Source organism: Gottfriedia acidiceleris, assembly GCF_050457485.1.
GTDB lineage: Bacteria > Bacillota > Bacilli > Bacillales > Bacillaceae_G > Gottfriedia > Gottfriedia acidiceleris_D.
The window spans coordinates 1-15,259 of sequence record NZ_JBCMJM010000034.1; the positions used below are offsets into that span (position 1 = coordinate 1).

The window sequence follows — 15,259 nt, forward strand, 5'->3', positions numbered from 1 at the left end:
ATGCAACTAACGCATGCATTAGTTGTAGATGAAAAAGGTTGTCATACAGCCTTTTTATTTTGCAATCTGACAGGTTAGTGGAATAACCAAATGGTATAATAAAAGTAGAATGTATTTAAAGAAATTAAATTTGTTATTCCGAACCAAAAAGTTTAACAATGATTGATTTTTAGGAGTTAGAAGATGAAATATAAAAAAAGAAATAGAGACAGCTTTTTTAAAGATACTTTAATTGAGTTTATATTTGAAGTGATTTTTGAAGTAATTTGGAAGATCTTACTGTTTATACCAAGAATGATTATTCGATTAATAGGGAACATTTGGTGAAGTGATTAGTCAAAATAGAGCTAACGAGGGTAGGAAAGCAAAACAAATTATATAAATCTTATGTAACTAACGCATGCGTTAGCCAAACATGAATCCTCGGATTCACAACAGTGAATGGAAGTTTTTATTGCACTCCCATGGTAGTTGAACAAGATCTTTACTTTAAACGAAATTGGTAATTTCATTTTGATTGTTTATTTATGACCATTTATTATCTCAATATCATTATCTATCCTTTTACAACTATTTTTTTCTATTGAATATTATATTGATCGTAGGGTAGATAATAAGATAAAAAGGTGTTGTCAGAATGGATTTTCCTACTATTCAAACTAATTTTTGGGACGCTATAATTGCAGTTCCACTAGTGATGGTGTTAACTCAACTACTAAAAATACTTCTAAAAATTAATAGAAAGTATGTATCTTTAATAGCCTTAGTATTAGGATTATGCATTTCAGTTTTTATAAGTCATCGACACCATCTTATCGCTGGTATTTTTATGGGTTGGTTTTACGGCTATGCTGCTATCGGTTCATATGCTTCTTTAAAAACCGCCATAAAGTCTTTTAGAAGTGAAAATAATGATGGATAATTTTTAAAATTCGTTTGCACAATAAAAAATAACATAAATTCCTTTTTAATAAGAAATAGAACTTTTTTGGCATAAGGAATACCACTAATGATATTAACCTATTCAAGACCTAAATTTAAAAAACCTCTAAAATAAATCGATTTATATAGTAGTAATAATTACTATATAAATCGGTTTATTTTTTTACATTACTAAAGGATATATAAATTCCCTTATCCTAATAACTGGCAGTTTAGTTTAATAAGGAAATGCATATTTTGTCCAAAAAATTAGGGTTGTTTATCAGAATGAAAAGGGGTTTTTTACCAAATTGTCGAAAATACAAAGATGGTACTAATATATTAAAACGAAAAAATAAGGTATAAAAATGGAAATTGAATTAACAAGATTTAAAGTGAAAAAAGGGAAAAGTCATCTTGTTGATGAGTGGATCGTAATGCTGAATGAACACATGGATAAGGTTTTATTGAACCTTAATTATGTATTCAAAAGTTGATTTTATTGAAAGAAAAGCTAAAGCAGAATAAGAATGAATAGGTAAATGTCAGCACTAGATTTATTACTTTATTTGCTGGGAAGGTAAGATAATCTAGGGGGAAAATAATACGATCTCATTTTTTAAAAAAATATAAGAAATTATATCAATTATTTAAGGGGAAATAAATGAAGTACATTGAAGAAAGTATATTAAATTATATTAAGAAAGAAAACACCAATTACGCCATCCTTTTAAACGGAAAATGGGGTAGTGGTAAAACTTATTTTTTTGAGAATTCATTAAAACTAGCAATTGAGAATACAGATTTTAATGGAAAAAAGAAAAAAACTATATATTTATCTCTTTATGGTATTTCTAGTCTAGAGGAAATCAATAAGAGAATTGTGTTGGATAACCTTTTAACGAGCAATGACAAAGTAATGAACTTTTTGGATAGCAAATGGGGCGGTAGGATAACTGAAGTAGCCAAGACGGGTTTTGAATATATTAAAACTTTGGATATTCCTGTATTCAAGGATATAGTTGACACAAAAATAAATTATGAAAATTTATTAAATTTTACAGATAAGGTATTAGTATTAGATGATTTAGAAAGGGCTAATTTAGACATTACTGATATACTTGGCTATATCAATAATTTTGTTGAGCATGATGGAGTAAAGGTGGTAATAATCGGTTATGAAGATGAAATAGCTGAAAAGTTAATCCATAGAAACTTAGAACTGAAAATGCTTGTATCATCTATTGTTTTGGAAAAGGAAAAAATACTTCAAAGAGAAAATGACCGATCTTTTGGAAAAAATCAAGAAAGTGAAATTTCAACTAGTAATTTAATAGAAAATAAAATGAATGAATTGTTCCATAGAAGTAATGAATATAAACGGATTAAGGAAAAGTTAATTGGAAAAACGTTAACATTATTACCAGACTATCCAGCACTCATTAACAACATTGTTACACAAGTAGGAAACAACGAAATAAGAGATTTTTTAATCCAAAATATAGAATGTGTTATTAATGTATTCAAGGATAGTCGAACCGATAATATTCGTATACTTAAGCAAGGACTAGATGATTTTGAGTTAATATATTCTAAATTCAAAGAAGATTATAGTGAGTTAGGGGAAGATGTCCTTTTATCGATCCTAATTTATACTCTTGCTGTTTCATTTGAAATAAAATCAGGACAAGAAGGAAACGGAGACTTAGAGGGTGTCACATCAGATGTATTTTTTCTCATAGGCTTTAATAGAACTAATAAAAATTATAAAGAAAAGTACATCGAAAAATTTATAAAAAAATATTCTCTTTCTACATATAAGGCAAAAGGAGTTTCTTTCTTTCCATTCGCCGAGCGACTAGTACGAAAAGGCATACTTGATTTAGAAAAATTTTCTGAAGAAATGAAAGCTATTTTAGCAAATATGGGACAGGATATTCCACTATATTTAAGATTAATTAGAGATAACTTTCAAGACTTAACTGATGAAGAGTTTATTGAAGCTACAAGACTGGCTTATGAAAAGTTGATTAATGGTGAAGTACATTTCGTTTTATATTTTCGAGCATTTAACCTTTTTAGGTATTTTATTGAAAAAGGTCTTTTTAAAAAGGATTTACAAGATGTAAAAACAGAACTTTTAAATGGTTTAGAGCTTTCTGGTATGAGTGGCGAATACTATTCAAATCTGGATACTTATTTTATTGGTACCAACATTGAACAACAAGACTATGATTTATTGGAATTTAAAGAAAAAGTCATATCAATCAATACTTCATTTAGATTAAAGTCAGAGGAACAACGAGTACAGGAACTAATGACTTATCTGGATTCTGATTTTAGGAAATTCTTATACGAAATGAGAGAAAGATTTTTTTATGTTCCTGTTTTCGATAAATATAACGTAGATGATTTATTTAAAAAAGTACTTTCGTTAACCAATTCTGATACAGTTTCATTTTCTTTACTTTTGGAAAAAAGGTATGCCTATAAGGAAGACATTAAAAATTATAAACTTTACTTAGAAGAAGAATCCTTAACTGCATTACAGTCTAAAATAAAGATGTTTATAAATGGGAAAGAAAAAACGTTGAAAATGACATTCCTTCAAGATTTATCACATTCTATTGAAAAAGTAGTCGCTCAAATGAAACTAACCTAACACGAAAAAGTGTAAGCGATACATCTGAAAAAGAATAACGATTTTTAGGAAAGTAACTTATACAACTACTATGGAAGTAAGTATTAAACTTCCATTCACTGTGGTGAATTCTTGATTCTTGGATGGCTAACGCATGCGATACTTCAATAGAAGATCGCATTTTTTTATTCAACATAATGGCAGGATAGTTGAATTAGGGATGATATAATTATTATTGAGATATTGATGAAAATATGGGAATGTACATTGGAGGTTTTAATAGGAGTGAATATAAATGATGCAGTGAAAATTTTAAATAAATATAATCCAATGCCTGCAGATGATCAATTAACACAGAAAATAGTTGATGAATATGGAGTAGCTATAGATTATCTGAAATTAAATCCTCATCCATCCTGTATTGAGCCTATCTTAAAATCTTTCGGAGAATACGATGGCTGGGGGCTATATGAAGAAGCTAGTTTAATTTTAACTAAGTTTGATATAAATCATGTATTACCTTATCTAATTACTGCTTTGCAAAGCCCCCATAATGGAATAAGGTATTGGGCTACCCATATTGTAAGCGATTTTGCAGACAAGCAATTACTCCAGTTCCTTGAAGTTTGTATTCAAGATAAAATTCCAGATATAAGTGAGAATTCAGCAACTGCTTTAGGCTTTATAGGAGGCTCTCAGGCACTTAAAGTTTTAGTAGATGCATTAAAAACTGAAAGTGATCCAATAGTTATAGAGGCTATCGAAGAAGCAATTCAAGAAATTTGAAAAAATAGTAAAAAAGATTAGTGCAATCTAAATTTTTTGATTATATGTGTGGTATACAAACCACTTAATTTAAACGATTCCTTATTGAACTAACGCAATGCATTAGTGGAACAACATGATCGACGATTTGTCGGTCTCTTTTTATTGAACAAAATGGCAGGTTAGTTCAAGAAGGATTTCAAAAATAAATTTAGAATTTATATAGAAAATACTTTAATTGTAAGGTGATAAAATGGTAAATAAAGAGATTAACGAATTTTATCTATCTGCTTTGAACTATTGTAAAAAAATTGAAAATTTCAATTCCAATAAGGAAACCAATAAATTTAATAATCTCCTTGCTTCACTTTTGGATTTGTATTCAAAGGCACTGTATCTTCCCGAAGTTGAAGCTGAAGATACTGAGGTAGCCATCTTAGATTTTGCCATACCAAAATTGAATTTCGGACAAAACGAATATTATTGGGATGTATTTGAACCTTATCAGCTAGAAGAACCTGTATGTGGATGTGGAAGTTTATCAGACGATATACTAGATATTTATAAAGATGTTAAAGAAGGAAATTTATTATATGACCAAAATGAACAATTAGAAGCGATTTGGCATTGGAAATTTGATTTCCATGCACACTGGGGTAGGCACGCTGTTAACGCGATACGTGCATTACATTCCATAAATTTTAATTAATCCTTATGTAACTAACGCATGCGTTAGCCATCCATGAATCATCCGATTCACAACAGTGAATGAAAGTTTATATCGTACTCCCATGGTAGTTGAATAACACTTGGAACCGTTCATCGTTCATCGTTCATCGGCTCCTCTTTTACTATCTGAGGTATTGTGAAGTAGGATATAGTATCTACTAAATTAATATTAAAGAGGTGAATTTTGTGAATAAACCATATGAAATTCAACCATTAAGACTATTGGGAGGATGGACAGTAGAGTTTAATAACTTTTATGAAATCGAACCTGATAAATGTAAGGATTTTGGTTACTTTGTTCAAGATTTATTGCGACTTTCCAATAGTAAGTTTAACCTTATTCTCGACTTGGGTTGGTATCCTGATAGCAATGAAAACGGTGCGTATGATCTATTATTAATTAAGGATTATAATTGGGAAATGCCATTAGAGTATTTTGAAAGTAAAAATACAAAAGCCATTGTAGATAAAATAGAATATTGAACAAATTATGATTTTTTTCAGAAGTATCTAAAATGATAATTTGTAATATTCAGGTGTTTTTAACGTAAATCGAAGAAATGCAATTCAACTAAAGCATGCTTTAGTTACATAAGAAGTTGTTATTTTATCAAAGAAAGTAAAAGGAGAAATATATTTTGAAAAGAGGTATTGGTTTTGAAAATCCAGATCAATTTGGTGGACAATTATTAGCCGAAATATTGAAACCAGTGAACATTAAGTATTTTAACTGGTATATCAACAGTGAAGAGTCTTATTTAGTAGTTGAAAAAGAATTGGATAAACCTCTTTTTCCAGAAGATTTCCAAGTTTTAACTGGTCCAGAATTTGATGATAAAATAAAAAATAATGAATACTATTTAATATTTGCAGATTTAAAAGCTTTTCCCGAAAATAAAGATACAATTGAAATAAAAACATACGAAGAATTTTTAAATAGCGATTGCCAATTATGTTTATTGATTACTGATTGCACATATATAGATATATATTGTAAAGACATTGATTTATTAGAAAAATTGTATATGAACGCACTTAAAAATAATTATGAGAATCTATCCTATATCACAGATACGAATGATAGTAGAACAGGACTCAGTTGTTGGTAGATTTATATTTCTTATTCAACTAACTAATGCGATTGTTGAACAAAACTGACGATCCTATCTTGTAGGAGTGAATCTAAAAATGGATAAACAATTTGAGTCTCAATTAATAAATGAAATTGAGAGTTTTGTTATGTGGTCTAAGGCGACAGAGAGATCTTATGGGGAATGGGAGACTGATTATCTTCATTGGGATAGGATCTACAAATCTACAAATAACCTAATTGAAAAAATACCAGTAGGAAATTGGAGTGCGGATTTAGTAAACAAATTTTTATTTATTTTAGCAAGGGATAATGAGTGTGAGAACATTATTGACCAGTTAATTAATCATCCTATTCAACTGATTGATTTAGCTAAACATTCTCTATCATTTAATGACTTTGAGGCAAGATGGCAGATTGCTTATGCACTTGGGGAGTTAATAAATAATGAAGAAGAGGTTAAAATACTCCTCAAAAAATTTATTATTGATGAAGTAGAGTATGTAAGAATAAGAGCAGCATTTGCATATGAGAAAATAGAAAATAGATAATTTCTTATTCAACTAATGCATGCATGAGTTGAATATCAGCTGCCAATTCAGGCGGCTTTTTTTATTCGACTAAATGGCAGATTAGTGGAATAAGGAATTGGATTTTTATGGTAAAATCAAGTTAAACAATTGCCATAAGGAGAAAAATTATGAAAAAGTTACTTAACGTCTTTAAAAATATGTTTTTAGATATATATTCAATGGGTAAGGGCTTTATATATGGCTTTTTAATGATAGGGTTATTAGTTATTATTGGTAGCGTTATAGTTTACGGAGTTCTATTATTAAAAAATATTAAATTTTAATCGCTTATCTTTCATTTAAGAACTAACTCTTGTCATTAGTTGGTTAAATTTCCTATATTTTTATGTTTTTACTCAAGGAGCGTAAATAAAATGTATTTTAAGGATGCAATACTTAGTGGTGATTTTATTAAAGCGAGAGAACTGTCTTTAAATATGGATGGAGAATCTTTATTAGAAGAGCTTTTTCTAATAGCCTATGAAGAAGAAAGCATTACACCTTATGCTTTTGCAAATTTTCAACTCCTAGAGGCAGAAACATCCGAAAATCATTATATGATTTCATTTATTCTGAGCATGGCTTTAAACTACTTAGAGGGAGCATATCAAACATCGTTTCATCATGCGAAAAAAGCAATGGAACTATCGCCTGAAGATAATAGTTACAAAGAGTATGTCCTTTATTTTAATAAGCTTCCTGAAAGGTTATTAAGTAACGAAGAAGCTATTGAAGTGGCAAATTCAATTCTTGAGAATGATCCTATGAACACTTCGGCATTATCAGTAATTAATGAATTAAAAAATTGATATCTTATGCAACTAATGCATTGCATTAGTTGAAGTTATTGTGAGTCTATTAGACTTTAAACATTTCAACTGTATTAAGAAAAAGAGGATGAATCAATTTATGGATTTTAGAATAGATTTTGTAATTAACATGGAATTTGACTTTACTAAAATAGACGAGGATTTCGATGCTTTTGAAAGAATAATGGGTAAATTAAATCTTAGTATTGATAATAAAGATTTTATGGATAAATTTTTACCGGTAAAAGGTAGTGAAAATTTTAATAAAGATCTTAAAGTTAAAAATTACGATATACCTGTTTTAAGCTATGTTACTGAGTTGTCCTTTTTCATTACAGACAAAGAAAAAGAACCTAATGAAGTTTTCAGGTTAAATGAAGGTTTTATGTCAATTGAGTATATATTTAAAAATGATGGGTGTAACACACATATATTTCTGAGATCAAAGCCTGAAAATTTAATATATGACGGGAATAAAGTATTTAAATCATTAGAAATACCTAATACAAGTTACTTTATTGTACCTAATCATATTTTCTTTGAAGAAATTTATAGAAGTCTTAAGCAATTCAAAAAAGATATTATTACTGTCCCTATGGAATTGACTGAAGATGAGTTATTTAGAAGGGTGTTATTTTTTCTAGAAGGTTTTAAATGAAATTAAACATTCTACATGATTTCTTATACAACTAAAGCATGCAATAGTTGAAGATCATAAGCTGCTAATATGCGGCTTTTTTTATCGAAGTAAATGGCAGATTAATTGCATAAGGATTTTATGATTTATATTTAAAAATGTGAAATTCCCCCAAATTAAAATAGTCGTTAGGTTGATATAATTAATTTAAAAGTATTTGAAGGTGGAGTAAATATGAAAAAAATTATATGTATACTTCTTTATATTAGTGTATTTTCATTACTAACTGGATGTAATATGACAAACAATAGTTTTTCAGAAGTGTTACACGAAAATTTAAATAAAATTAATAAAATTGAAGTAACTAACGGTCAGAATGGGGAGAACACAGTAATAACAGAACAGAAAGCAATTAATAACTTTATTAGTAATATTAAGGATATAAAATTTACCCAAAATAAAAACTCCGATGTAAAGGGATGGTTATACAGTATTACATTGTATAATCAAGACAAAAAGGTAATGAGCTTTACAACTAGTGAAATAAAAGGCAAGACAAAAAAAGATAATGAAAAATTAGTTACTTCAATTGAAACATTATTGAATCATAAGTAAATTTTATATAACTAAAGCAAGCATGAGTTGAATACCAGCTGCCTATTCAAGTGGCTATTTTTTATTCGACTAAAGGCAGTATAGTTGTATAAGGATTTATATAAGTTTTGTGGAATTGTAAAGTATAGGACAGATTGAGCTCCACGAGGTATTCGAATAGAAATAAGCTGAACATCGGATAACAATGATACAATTGAAGTGTTAAAATCATTCATAAAGCTAGAGTTGCTAACATTGAAGTATGAATAAACTTGACAGTACCAAACAAGGACAAGGAGTGAAGTTATGAAATTTCTGCTTACATCTGGAGGCATCAATAACAAAAGCATACTCGACGCGTTAGTTGATATGCTGGGCAAGCCAATTGCTGACTCCAACGCCCTGTGCATCCCCACTGCGATGTATGGACACCCTTGGGTTGGCCCTGGCGTCAAAGCCTGGCAGTTCATCAGTGGGAAAGAAGAGAATCCCATGGTAAGCCTCGGTTGGAAGTCAGTCGGCGTGTTGGAGCTCACAGCGCTACCAAGCATCGACGAAAACCGCTGGAAACCACTGGTTCAGGAGACAGATGTACTGCTGGTGTCAGGCGGCGATGCCCTTTACCTGTGCCACTGGATGCGTCAATCCGGGCTGGCAGACCTTTTACCGTCACTGAACTCAGTCTATGTGGGAATGAGTGCTGGGAGCATGGTGATGGCACCTAGCATAGGGGAGTACTTCATTGGTTGGACTCCACCAGACGGTGGTGATGAAACACTTAGACTGGTAGATTTTTCAATCTTTCCGCATCTGGATCACGAGATGCTGCCGGGAAACACCAGTGCTGCTGCAGAGAGATGGGCAGCAGGGATGCATAGTACGGCGTATGCGATTGACGATCAAACCGCCATCAAAGTAATCGACGGAGAGGTTGAAGTTGTTTCCGAAGGGCATTGGAAACTGTTTTCGCCCTGATACTACTCCTCAGGAAATTGTTGCTAAATTAATATTGCAATAGATTGAAGCTCATTCTAACTTAAATTAGGATGGGCTTTATTCAGAAATCATATCCTAATTCAACTACCATGGGTGTACGATATAAACGTCCATTCACTGTTGTGAATCTGAGGAATTATGGATGGCTAACGCAGTGCGATTCTTCAATAGGAGATCGCTTTTTTTATACAATAAAATAGCAGATTAGTTGAATAAGAAAAAGGGATTTTGAGGAAAAAAATGGAATATATTTAAAAGCAAATATTATTCTATGTTATTAAATTTTGGAGGAACAATCTTAGAAAAACAGTTTACAGGACCTGATATAAAATTAATTGAAATGTTAACCATGGAAGAAAATATAACAGTCATAGGAAAAGATGGGGAAGATATACACCTCCAAAAAAACACAGAGCTAGAAAAATATTATGAAAAAACATACCAACCTTATTTTACTGAAAAGATGTACAACAATTTTATCGCTGCATATGCTCTTAATTATCAATTTTTAGCAAACAAAAGCGGATATCAAATGAAGGTAGATAACATTGATATTAAAGAAATTGAGACGAATGAAGGAGCCTATGAATTTAAAGTTAATGTATTATACAGAAAAGATGGGAGCAAACGAAAGGGCGCTGAAGTTTCAGGTAGAGTTTATTTTAACACAGATGGCAAAATAACTAATATTCGATACTTAGATGATGGGGGATTTATAAGAGAGATGAATAATTAAATAGCGAACTGTAAATATTAGCTCGTTGAACAAAGATCGAGCTTTTATTATACATTTTCTTCTAAAATTGAGTTTGAATGCATATTTCAATTGAAAATGAGGGGAGGTATACTACAATGCAGCGAATTTAATTATTATAGTAACGTACCTGAAGAGGTCGATATGGTGACATATCAACAAACTGAGGTGGTACCAATTAAATTGATGCTCTCTTCCTCAAGAATTATTTCTTTGGAGTGACAGTTTTTTATTATATAAGTTTCATAAGGTAATAATTTAAAGTTTTCGAGAGGGGAAATTATATGAATCCTATATTATTAGATGTTCCGTTACAAATAGAAACAGACAGACTAATTCTTCGAGCACCACTTCAATCTGGTGAAGGGAATATAGTAAAACAAGCTATTAAGGATTCAATTAGTGAGTTAAAGCAATGGTTGTCTTTATTCCAGTCAATTCCTACTGTTGAAGAAACGGAAATTCTCCTTAGAAATGCCCATATAGATTTTTTGAAAAGAGATAGCTTTCGGTATCTTATCTACCATAAGGGTACTAATGATTTTATTGGAACTGCTAGCCTTCACGGAATTAATTGGAAGATTTCTAAATGTGAGATTGGATACTGGATTAACACGCAATTTAGTGGCAATGGATATATGACAGAAACGGTAAGTGAGTTAATAAACCTTGGCTTTCAGCTATTCAAATTTAGAAGGATTGAAATACGATGTGAATTTAATAACACTAAAAGTCGTACGATCCCTGAAAAACTAGGTTTTGAGCTTGAAGGGATATTACGTAATGAAGATCTTTCAGCTGACGGTAAAAAACTAACTGATACCTGCATCTATGCAAAGATAAATTAGACTAAAATTTAATAAGCCCTTGTAGAACTAAACCATGCGATTCTTCAATAGAGGATCGCTTTTTCTTATTCACAAAATGGCAGATAGTTGAATAATTATTTGGAATTTTATGGTAAAATATATATATTTAAGGTAAATGTTAGGAGACTATATGAAGAAAAAAATTATTTTAGTTTTTATTGTTTTAATTGCACTAGTCATCATTATTGTAAAATCCGTAAGTTTCTTTAGAGGAGGACCATACTATATAAAAAATGTGAAATCTACAAACCTTTCTAATGAATACTTCGATAGAGTAGGACTACATGATAATATTAATAGTTTAAGTTTCACAAAAAGGTTTGGAGAACCTTTGGAAAAAGAAGATAATAATTTATACGATTACTATCTTTGGAAAAATGGATTAGAAACGGCTTCAATCATAAATGGGAAAAACAAAGGAGAAATAGTAAGACTTATCATTGGTGATATAAATAATATGTCACGTCATTCTGATCTCGAAACCATAAATGGAATAAAATTAGGAAATTCAAAAAAGGACATTATTTCATTATATGGACCAAATTATTTTAAACGAGTAGAGCAGGGTTGCGATATAATAGGATATGTTGATAAAAAGAATAAGATAATAATTGAATTTTGGTTGGGGGATAAAGTAGTTGAAATTCGTTTAGAAGATATAAATATGGATTAAGTTCAATAAGCATTAAAAATACTGTTTGGTGAAAACAGTCTTTTTTAGTACGTAAAAATCAACATTTTAGTTTAACAGAGCCAACTTATTAAAAATATTCTTATGTAACTAACGCTCTGCGATTCTTCAATAGAAGATCGCTTTTTCTTATTAAACAAAATGGCAGATTAGTTGGATAAGGAATAAAACAAAAATGGTAAATTATGTTATATTTGGTGGGTGGTTAATAATTATTAGGAGTCGTAGAAATCAATGAAATTATTTATGAAAATTGTCTTAACCTTAGTATTTTGTCTTTATCTTGTCGTCCTTACAAATCAAATACTATTTAAATATGTTTCTCCATCAGAAATAATCAGTCATTTTAATTTTAACAATAATGATGATCGTTGGCATGGACAGAATTTTATTCCTTTAAAAACTATTATTTATTATTTGTTTTTAGCTGACATAACTTTAAATATAAGGATTACAAACCTAGTTGGAAACATTATAGGTTTTGTACCTTTTGGTTTCATCCTTCCAATATTATTGAAAAAGTTCAAAACCTTTAAAGTTATCGTAATTGCAACTTTTAGTTTAAGTTTAACTTATGAAGTAATTCAGCTATTATTTGACTTTGGAAGTTTTGACATTGATGATTTAATTTTAAATACTTTTGGAGGATTATTAGGTTATATACCAATTAAACTCATTCAATTAATCAAGTATTCAAGGGAAAAACATCTAAAAATAACAACTGATTTATAAAAAAACATGATTAAACAAATTCAACTACTATGGAAGTAAGTTATAAACTTCCATTCACTGTGGTGAATAATCGATTCATGGTTGGCTAACGCATGCTTAAGTTCAATAGCAAGAAACATTTAAAGTGGTTTTTTTTGTTATTAAATGTCAAATTGTTAATAACAATCCAGTTATTAAGGGAAGATAACACCAGAGGTGAGTAGAAAATGAAGATGAAAGTAATGATTTTTATGTTCATTATGATGTTATCTTTCGGATCGATTGTAGGATACGCGCAACCTAAAAAGTGTCCTGTGTTAAGTGAATTAGACAAAACATCAATGAAGGATCAAAAAGAGGTAATTGAAGCCTTAAAAACCTTAATACCAAAAACTTATGGTACAGGTTTAGAGGATCTTCCTGAATTATATACGAAGTGGAATGTAGTTACGGCAAAGCCATTCCCTAAAACAGTTGGTGTTAAAGAAGAAGAAGATTATTTTGGAATGGCAAAGTATTTTTGCGGGAAAGAAATTGCTGAAAAATCATGGCTAGTCCGTTTGGATTTCCCAAAAGCACCTGGAGCTAACTTAGCCCAAGGTCAAATATTTTTGGCTAAAGGTAAAGAAAATGGATGGTTTGTTTGGTTTCGATATCATTAACCTTATTTAGCTAAAGGTTGCTTGAGTTGAAGATCCTGAGTCGCTATATGTGGCTCTTTTTTTATTCAACAAAATGGCAGTTTAGTTCCATAAGGGTAAGTGATAAAATTAAGAAAAATTGTTCCAGAATGGAAGTGATATGGTGAATCCAGAAGTTGAAAATTCCGTGCTAAAATTACTCGAACGTGCTAGAAGTGATGGGAAAATTGGAGAAAGATTTTCCTTAAATCAACTTGATCATTTAAATAAAGTATTTAGGAACAAACTTCCTGAATGGCTTATACAGTTTTATAGAAATGTCCCTATTTATGGTTTAGAAATTACAACAAAATACATAGATTCAGAAGATGACGAAGATTACATAGATATGGGGTTCCTAGATTTAGAGGGTATCATTTCTGAATCCACTGAGTTATATCCAGGCATTACTTTATTAGATAAAGGTTATTTGTGTATTGGGTATGATGCTTTAGGAACAGGCGATCAAATTTATATATCTTTGGATGAAGGAGAAAACCCACCAGTATATCAGATATATCATGATGTCAGTGAACAACCAGAGGAAATTTTATCAGAAAAAAGAATAATTGCTAATTCATTATCTGAGTTATTTAAAAATGCAAAGATAACATAATAATTACAACTCCTTATTCAACTAATGCATGCTTTAGTTACAATACATGATCGACTTTATAGACATAGATGAATTTTTTATTACAGGAAGGAGTGATTACGTTTAATGACATTTAGCGACCGTTATTTCAAGAACAGGGTAAAGCCTATCGTAATTACCCAAATGATATTGATCATTCCAATCACAGTATTATTTATTTTTTCTTTAAAATCATATCCCGTTAATTTTTTCTATTCTGGACTTATAGGAATGATCCTTGCTGTATATATGTTTTTATCGGGGATAGAGCACTATATTTTAAAAAAGAAAAGTTGGTCAGTTGCCTTCTTTGTCTTATCGGTATTTATAATTCTAGTTGCATCACAATCTTTATATTTATCACAACTACATAAATAACGCTTATACAACTACTATGGAAGTAAGTTATAAACTTCCATTCACTGTGGTGAATAATCGATTCATGGTTGGCTAACGCATGCTTTAGTTGAAGATCCTGAGTCGCTATATGTGGCTCTTTTTTTGTTCAACAAAATGGCAGTATACTTCCATAAGCAGGAAGTATTTTAATCTTTGTTGTATAATTCTATTTGTACTAACAACGAATATTTTTAGGTGGTAAATAATTGTGAAACGATATATACGTACTTCTTTTTTTCTCTTTTTGGGTTTATTCATTAGCAATTTAATAGTTAACCATTTTCTAAAACACGATTTAAACATTTTGACTGCATTTTCAACAGCTTTCGGAGTCTCAATTGGGTTTGTTTTTATCGAGTCTCGTATAACAAAAAAGCTGAAGAATAAGTAATTATTATTAAGCTAACGAATGCGTTTGTTACATAAAAAAAAGCTAAGATCACATATTGTGGTCTTTTTTCATTCCCTTATTCAACAAAATGGCAGATTAGTTGTATAAGGGAAAGGTATTAAAGTGTAGTTGTTTAATAGTAAATTAAATATAAACTAATTAACAGGAGGTAACTAATGCTCTTAAATACAGAAGTTTTAGGAAAAGGTGAACCAATTGTCTTTTTACATACAGGTTTACAAACTGGAATGACTGACTTCGATTATCAAAGGAATTATTTTGTACAAAAGAAAAAAGTAATTCTTCCAGATCTAAGAGGGCATGGGAAATCAACTAGTAGTGATTTATCTAATTATTTTATAGACTCAGCAACAGA

At 30.2% G+C, this 15,259-nt stretch carries 19 protein-coding genes and 1 pseudogene; all 20 read left to right on the forward strand.

The genetic code is table 11. From position 1 onward, the window contains the following. Positions 1-637 precede the first annotated feature (637 nt). On the forward strand, positions 638-922 hold the full coding sequence (locus ABEY15_RS23720; protein WP_429892426.1) for a hypothetical protein: 285 nt from the start codon (positions 638-640) through the stop codon (positions 920-922). Between the two features lie 367 nt (positions 923-1,289). Next, positions 1,290-1,400: pseudogene (locus ABEY15_RS23725) on the forward strand (DUF6176 family protein); the annotation flags it as partial. Between the two features lie 185 nt (positions 1,401-1,585). Next, entirely contained in the window at positions 1,586-3,583 is a 1,998-nt protein-coding gene (locus tag ABEY15_RS23730; protein ID WP_429892427.1) for a P-loop NTPase fold protein, read from the forward strand. Positions 3,584-3,847: 264 nt separating this feature from the next. Beyond that, positions 3,848-4,348: a HEAT repeat domain-containing protein gene (locus ABEY15_RS23735; protein WP_429892428.1), complete on the forward strand. Its 501-nt coding sequence runs from the start codon at positions 3,848-3,850 to the stop codon at positions 4,346-4,348. A 232-nt stretch (positions 4,349-4,580) separates the two neighbouring features. Next, the gene (locus tag ABEY15_RS23740) at positions 4,581-5,036 is read left to right on the forward strand and encodes a DUF5063 domain-containing protein (RefSeq protein ID WP_429892429.1); all 456 of its coding nucleotides are present in this window, start codon (positions 4,581-4,583) and stop codon (positions 5,034-5,036) included. Positions 5,037-5,242: 206 nt separating this feature from the next. Further along, the gene (locus tag ABEY15_RS23745) at positions 5,243-5,539 is read left to right on the forward strand and encodes a hypothetical protein (protein ID WP_429892430.1); all 297 of its coding nucleotides are present in this window, start codon (positions 5,243-5,245) and stop codon (positions 5,537-5,539) included. Positions 5,540-5,694: 155 nt separating this feature from the next. Continuing rightward, positions 5,695-6,165, forward strand: a complete 471-nt coding sequence (locus tag ABEY15_RS23750) for a DUF2691 family protein (RefSeq protein WP_429892431.1) — start codon at positions 5,695-5,697, stop codon at positions 6,163-6,165. A 79-nt stretch (positions 6,166-6,244) separates the two neighbouring features. Continuing rightward, positions 6,245-6,697, forward strand: a complete 453-nt coding sequence (locus ABEY15_RS23755; protein ID WP_429892432.1) for a HEAT repeat domain-containing protein — start codon at positions 6,245-6,247, stop codon at positions 6,695-6,697. A gap of 149 nt (positions 6,698-6,846) precedes the next feature. Further along, entirely contained in the window at positions 6,847-7,002 is a 156-nt protein-coding gene (locus ABEY15_RS23760) for a hypothetical protein (RefSeq protein ID WP_429892433.1), read from the forward strand. A gap of 90 nt (positions 7,003-7,092) precedes the next feature. After that, on the forward strand, positions 7,093-7,527 hold the full coding sequence (locus tag ABEY15_RS23765) for a hypothetical protein (RefSeq protein ID WP_429892434.1): 435 nt from the start codon (positions 7,093-7,095) through the stop codon (positions 7,525-7,527). Between the two features lie 100 nt (positions 7,528-7,627). After that, complete coding sequence (locus tag ABEY15_RS23770; RefSeq protein WP_429892435.1) at positions 7,628-8,185, forward strand: hypothetical protein; 558 nt, start codon at positions 7,628-7,630, stop codon at positions 8,183-8,185. A 213-nt stretch (positions 8,186-8,398) separates the two neighbouring features. Beyond that, positions 8,399-8,779, forward strand: coding sequence for a hypothetical protein (locus tag ABEY15_RS23775; RefSeq protein WP_429892436.1), 381 nt, complete (start codon positions 8,399-8,401; stop codon positions 8,777-8,779). 285 nt (positions 8,780-9,064) lie between these two features. Then, a complete protein-coding gene (locus ABEY15_RS23780; RefSeq protein WP_429892437.1) occupies positions 9,065-9,733 on the forward strand; it encodes a Type 1 glutamine amidotransferase-like domain-containing protein in 669 nt (222 codons plus the stop codon). Between the two features lie 292 nt (positions 9,734-10,025). Further along, on the forward strand, positions 10,026-10,490 hold the full coding sequence (locus ABEY15_RS23785; RefSeq protein ID WP_429892438.1) for a hypothetical protein: 465 nt from the start codon (positions 10,026-10,028) through the stop codon (positions 10,488-10,490). 302 nt (positions 10,491-10,792) lie between these two features. Beyond that, positions 10,793-11,356 carry a GNAT family N-acetyltransferase gene (locus ABEY15_RS23790; RefSeq protein ID WP_429892439.1) on the forward strand — a complete coding sequence of 188 codons (564 nt, stop codon included), beginning with the start codon at positions 10,793-10,795 and terminating at the stop codon, positions 11,354-11,356. 151 nt (positions 11,357-11,507) lie between these two features. Then, positions 11,508-12,050, forward strand: a complete 543-nt coding sequence (locus ABEY15_RS23795; protein WP_429892440.1) for a hypothetical protein — start codon at positions 11,508-11,510, stop codon at positions 12,048-12,050. A 252-nt stretch (positions 12,051-12,302) separates the two neighbouring features. Continuing rightward, positions 12,303-12,800: a VanZ family protein gene (locus ABEY15_RS23800; protein WP_429892441.1), complete on the forward strand. Its 498-nt coding sequence runs from the start codon at positions 12,303-12,305 to the stop codon at positions 12,798-12,800. Between the two features lie 206 nt (positions 12,801-13,006). Then, positions 13,007-13,441: a hypothetical protein gene (locus ABEY15_RS23805; protein ID WP_429892442.1), complete on the forward strand. Its 435-nt coding sequence runs from the start codon at positions 13,007-13,009 to the stop codon at positions 13,439-13,441. A 142-nt stretch (positions 13,442-13,583) separates the two neighbouring features. Then, positions 13,584-14,075 (forward strand): SMI1/KNR4 family protein, encoded by a 492-nt coding sequence (locus ABEY15_RS23810; RefSeq protein ID WP_429892443.1) that lies wholly within the window; start codon positions 13,584-13,586, stop codon positions 14,073-14,075. A 984-nt stretch (positions 14,076-15,059) separates the two neighbouring features. Further along, positions 15,060-15,259, forward strand: a 200-nt coding sequence (locus ABEY15_RS23815) for an alpha/beta fold hydrolase (RefSeq protein WP_429892444.1), incomplete at its 3' end; no start/stop codon positions are given.

What these genes read in the sequence shown, in the direction of transcription:
- ABEY15_RS23765 (WP_429892434.1), top strand. Translation starts at nt 7,093, where the DNA reads ATGTATTTTAAGGATGCAATACTTAGTGGTGATTTTATTAAAGCGAGA.
- ABEY15_RS23805 (WP_429892442.1), top strand. Translation starts at nt 13,007, where the DNA reads ATGAAGATGAAAGTAATGATTTTTATGTTCATTATGATGTTATCTTTC.
- ABEY15_RS23795 (WP_429892440.1), top strand. Translation starts at nt 11,508, where the DNA reads ATGAAGAAAAAAATTATTTTAGTTTTTATTGTTTTAATTGCACTAGTC.
- ABEY15_RS23730 (WP_429892427.1), top strand. Translation starts at nt 1,586, where the DNA reads ATGAAGTACATTGAAGAAAGTATATTAAATTATATTAAGAAAGAAAAC.
- ABEY15_RS23800 (WP_429892441.1), top strand. Translation starts at nt 12,303, where the DNA reads ATGAAATTATTTATGAAAATTGTCTTAACCTTAGTATTTTGTCTTTAT.
- ABEY15_RS23785 (WP_429892438.1), top strand. Translation starts at nt 10,026, where the DNA reads ATGTTATTAAATTTTGGAGGAACAATCTTAGAAAAACAGTTTACAGGA.
- ABEY15_RS23755 (WP_429892432.1), top strand. Translation starts at nt 6,245, where the DNA reads ATGGATAAACAATTTGAGTCTCAATTAATAAATGAAATTGAGAGTTTT.
- ABEY15_RS23780 (WP_429892437.1), top strand. Translation starts at nt 9,065, where the DNA reads ATGAAATTTCTGCTTACATCTGGAGGCATCAATAACAAAAGCATACTC.
- ABEY15_RS23740 (WP_429892429.1), top strand. Translation starts at nt 4,581, where the DNA reads ATGGTAAATAAAGAGATTAACGAATTTTATCTATCTGCTTTGAACTAT.
- ABEY15_RS23790 (WP_429892439.1), top strand. Translation starts at nt 10,793, where the DNA reads ATGAATCCTATATTATTAGATGTTCCGTTACAAATAGAAACAGACAGA.
- ABEY15_RS23775 (WP_429892436.1), top strand. Translation starts at nt 8,399, where the DNA reads ATGAAAAAAATTATATGTATACTTCTTTATATTAGTGTATTTTCATTA.
- ABEY15_RS23760 (WP_429892433.1), top strand. Translation starts at nt 6,847, where the DNA reads ATGAAAAAGTTACTTAACGTCTTTAAAAATATGTTTTTAGATATATAT.
- ABEY15_RS23770 (WP_429892435.1), top strand. Translation starts at nt 7,628, where the DNA reads ATGGATTTTAGAATAGATTTTGTAATTAACATGGAATTTGACTTTACT.
- ABEY15_RS23720 (WP_429892426.1), top strand. Translation starts at nt 638, where the DNA reads ATGGATTTTCCTACTATTCAAACTAATTTTTGGGACGCTATAATTGCA.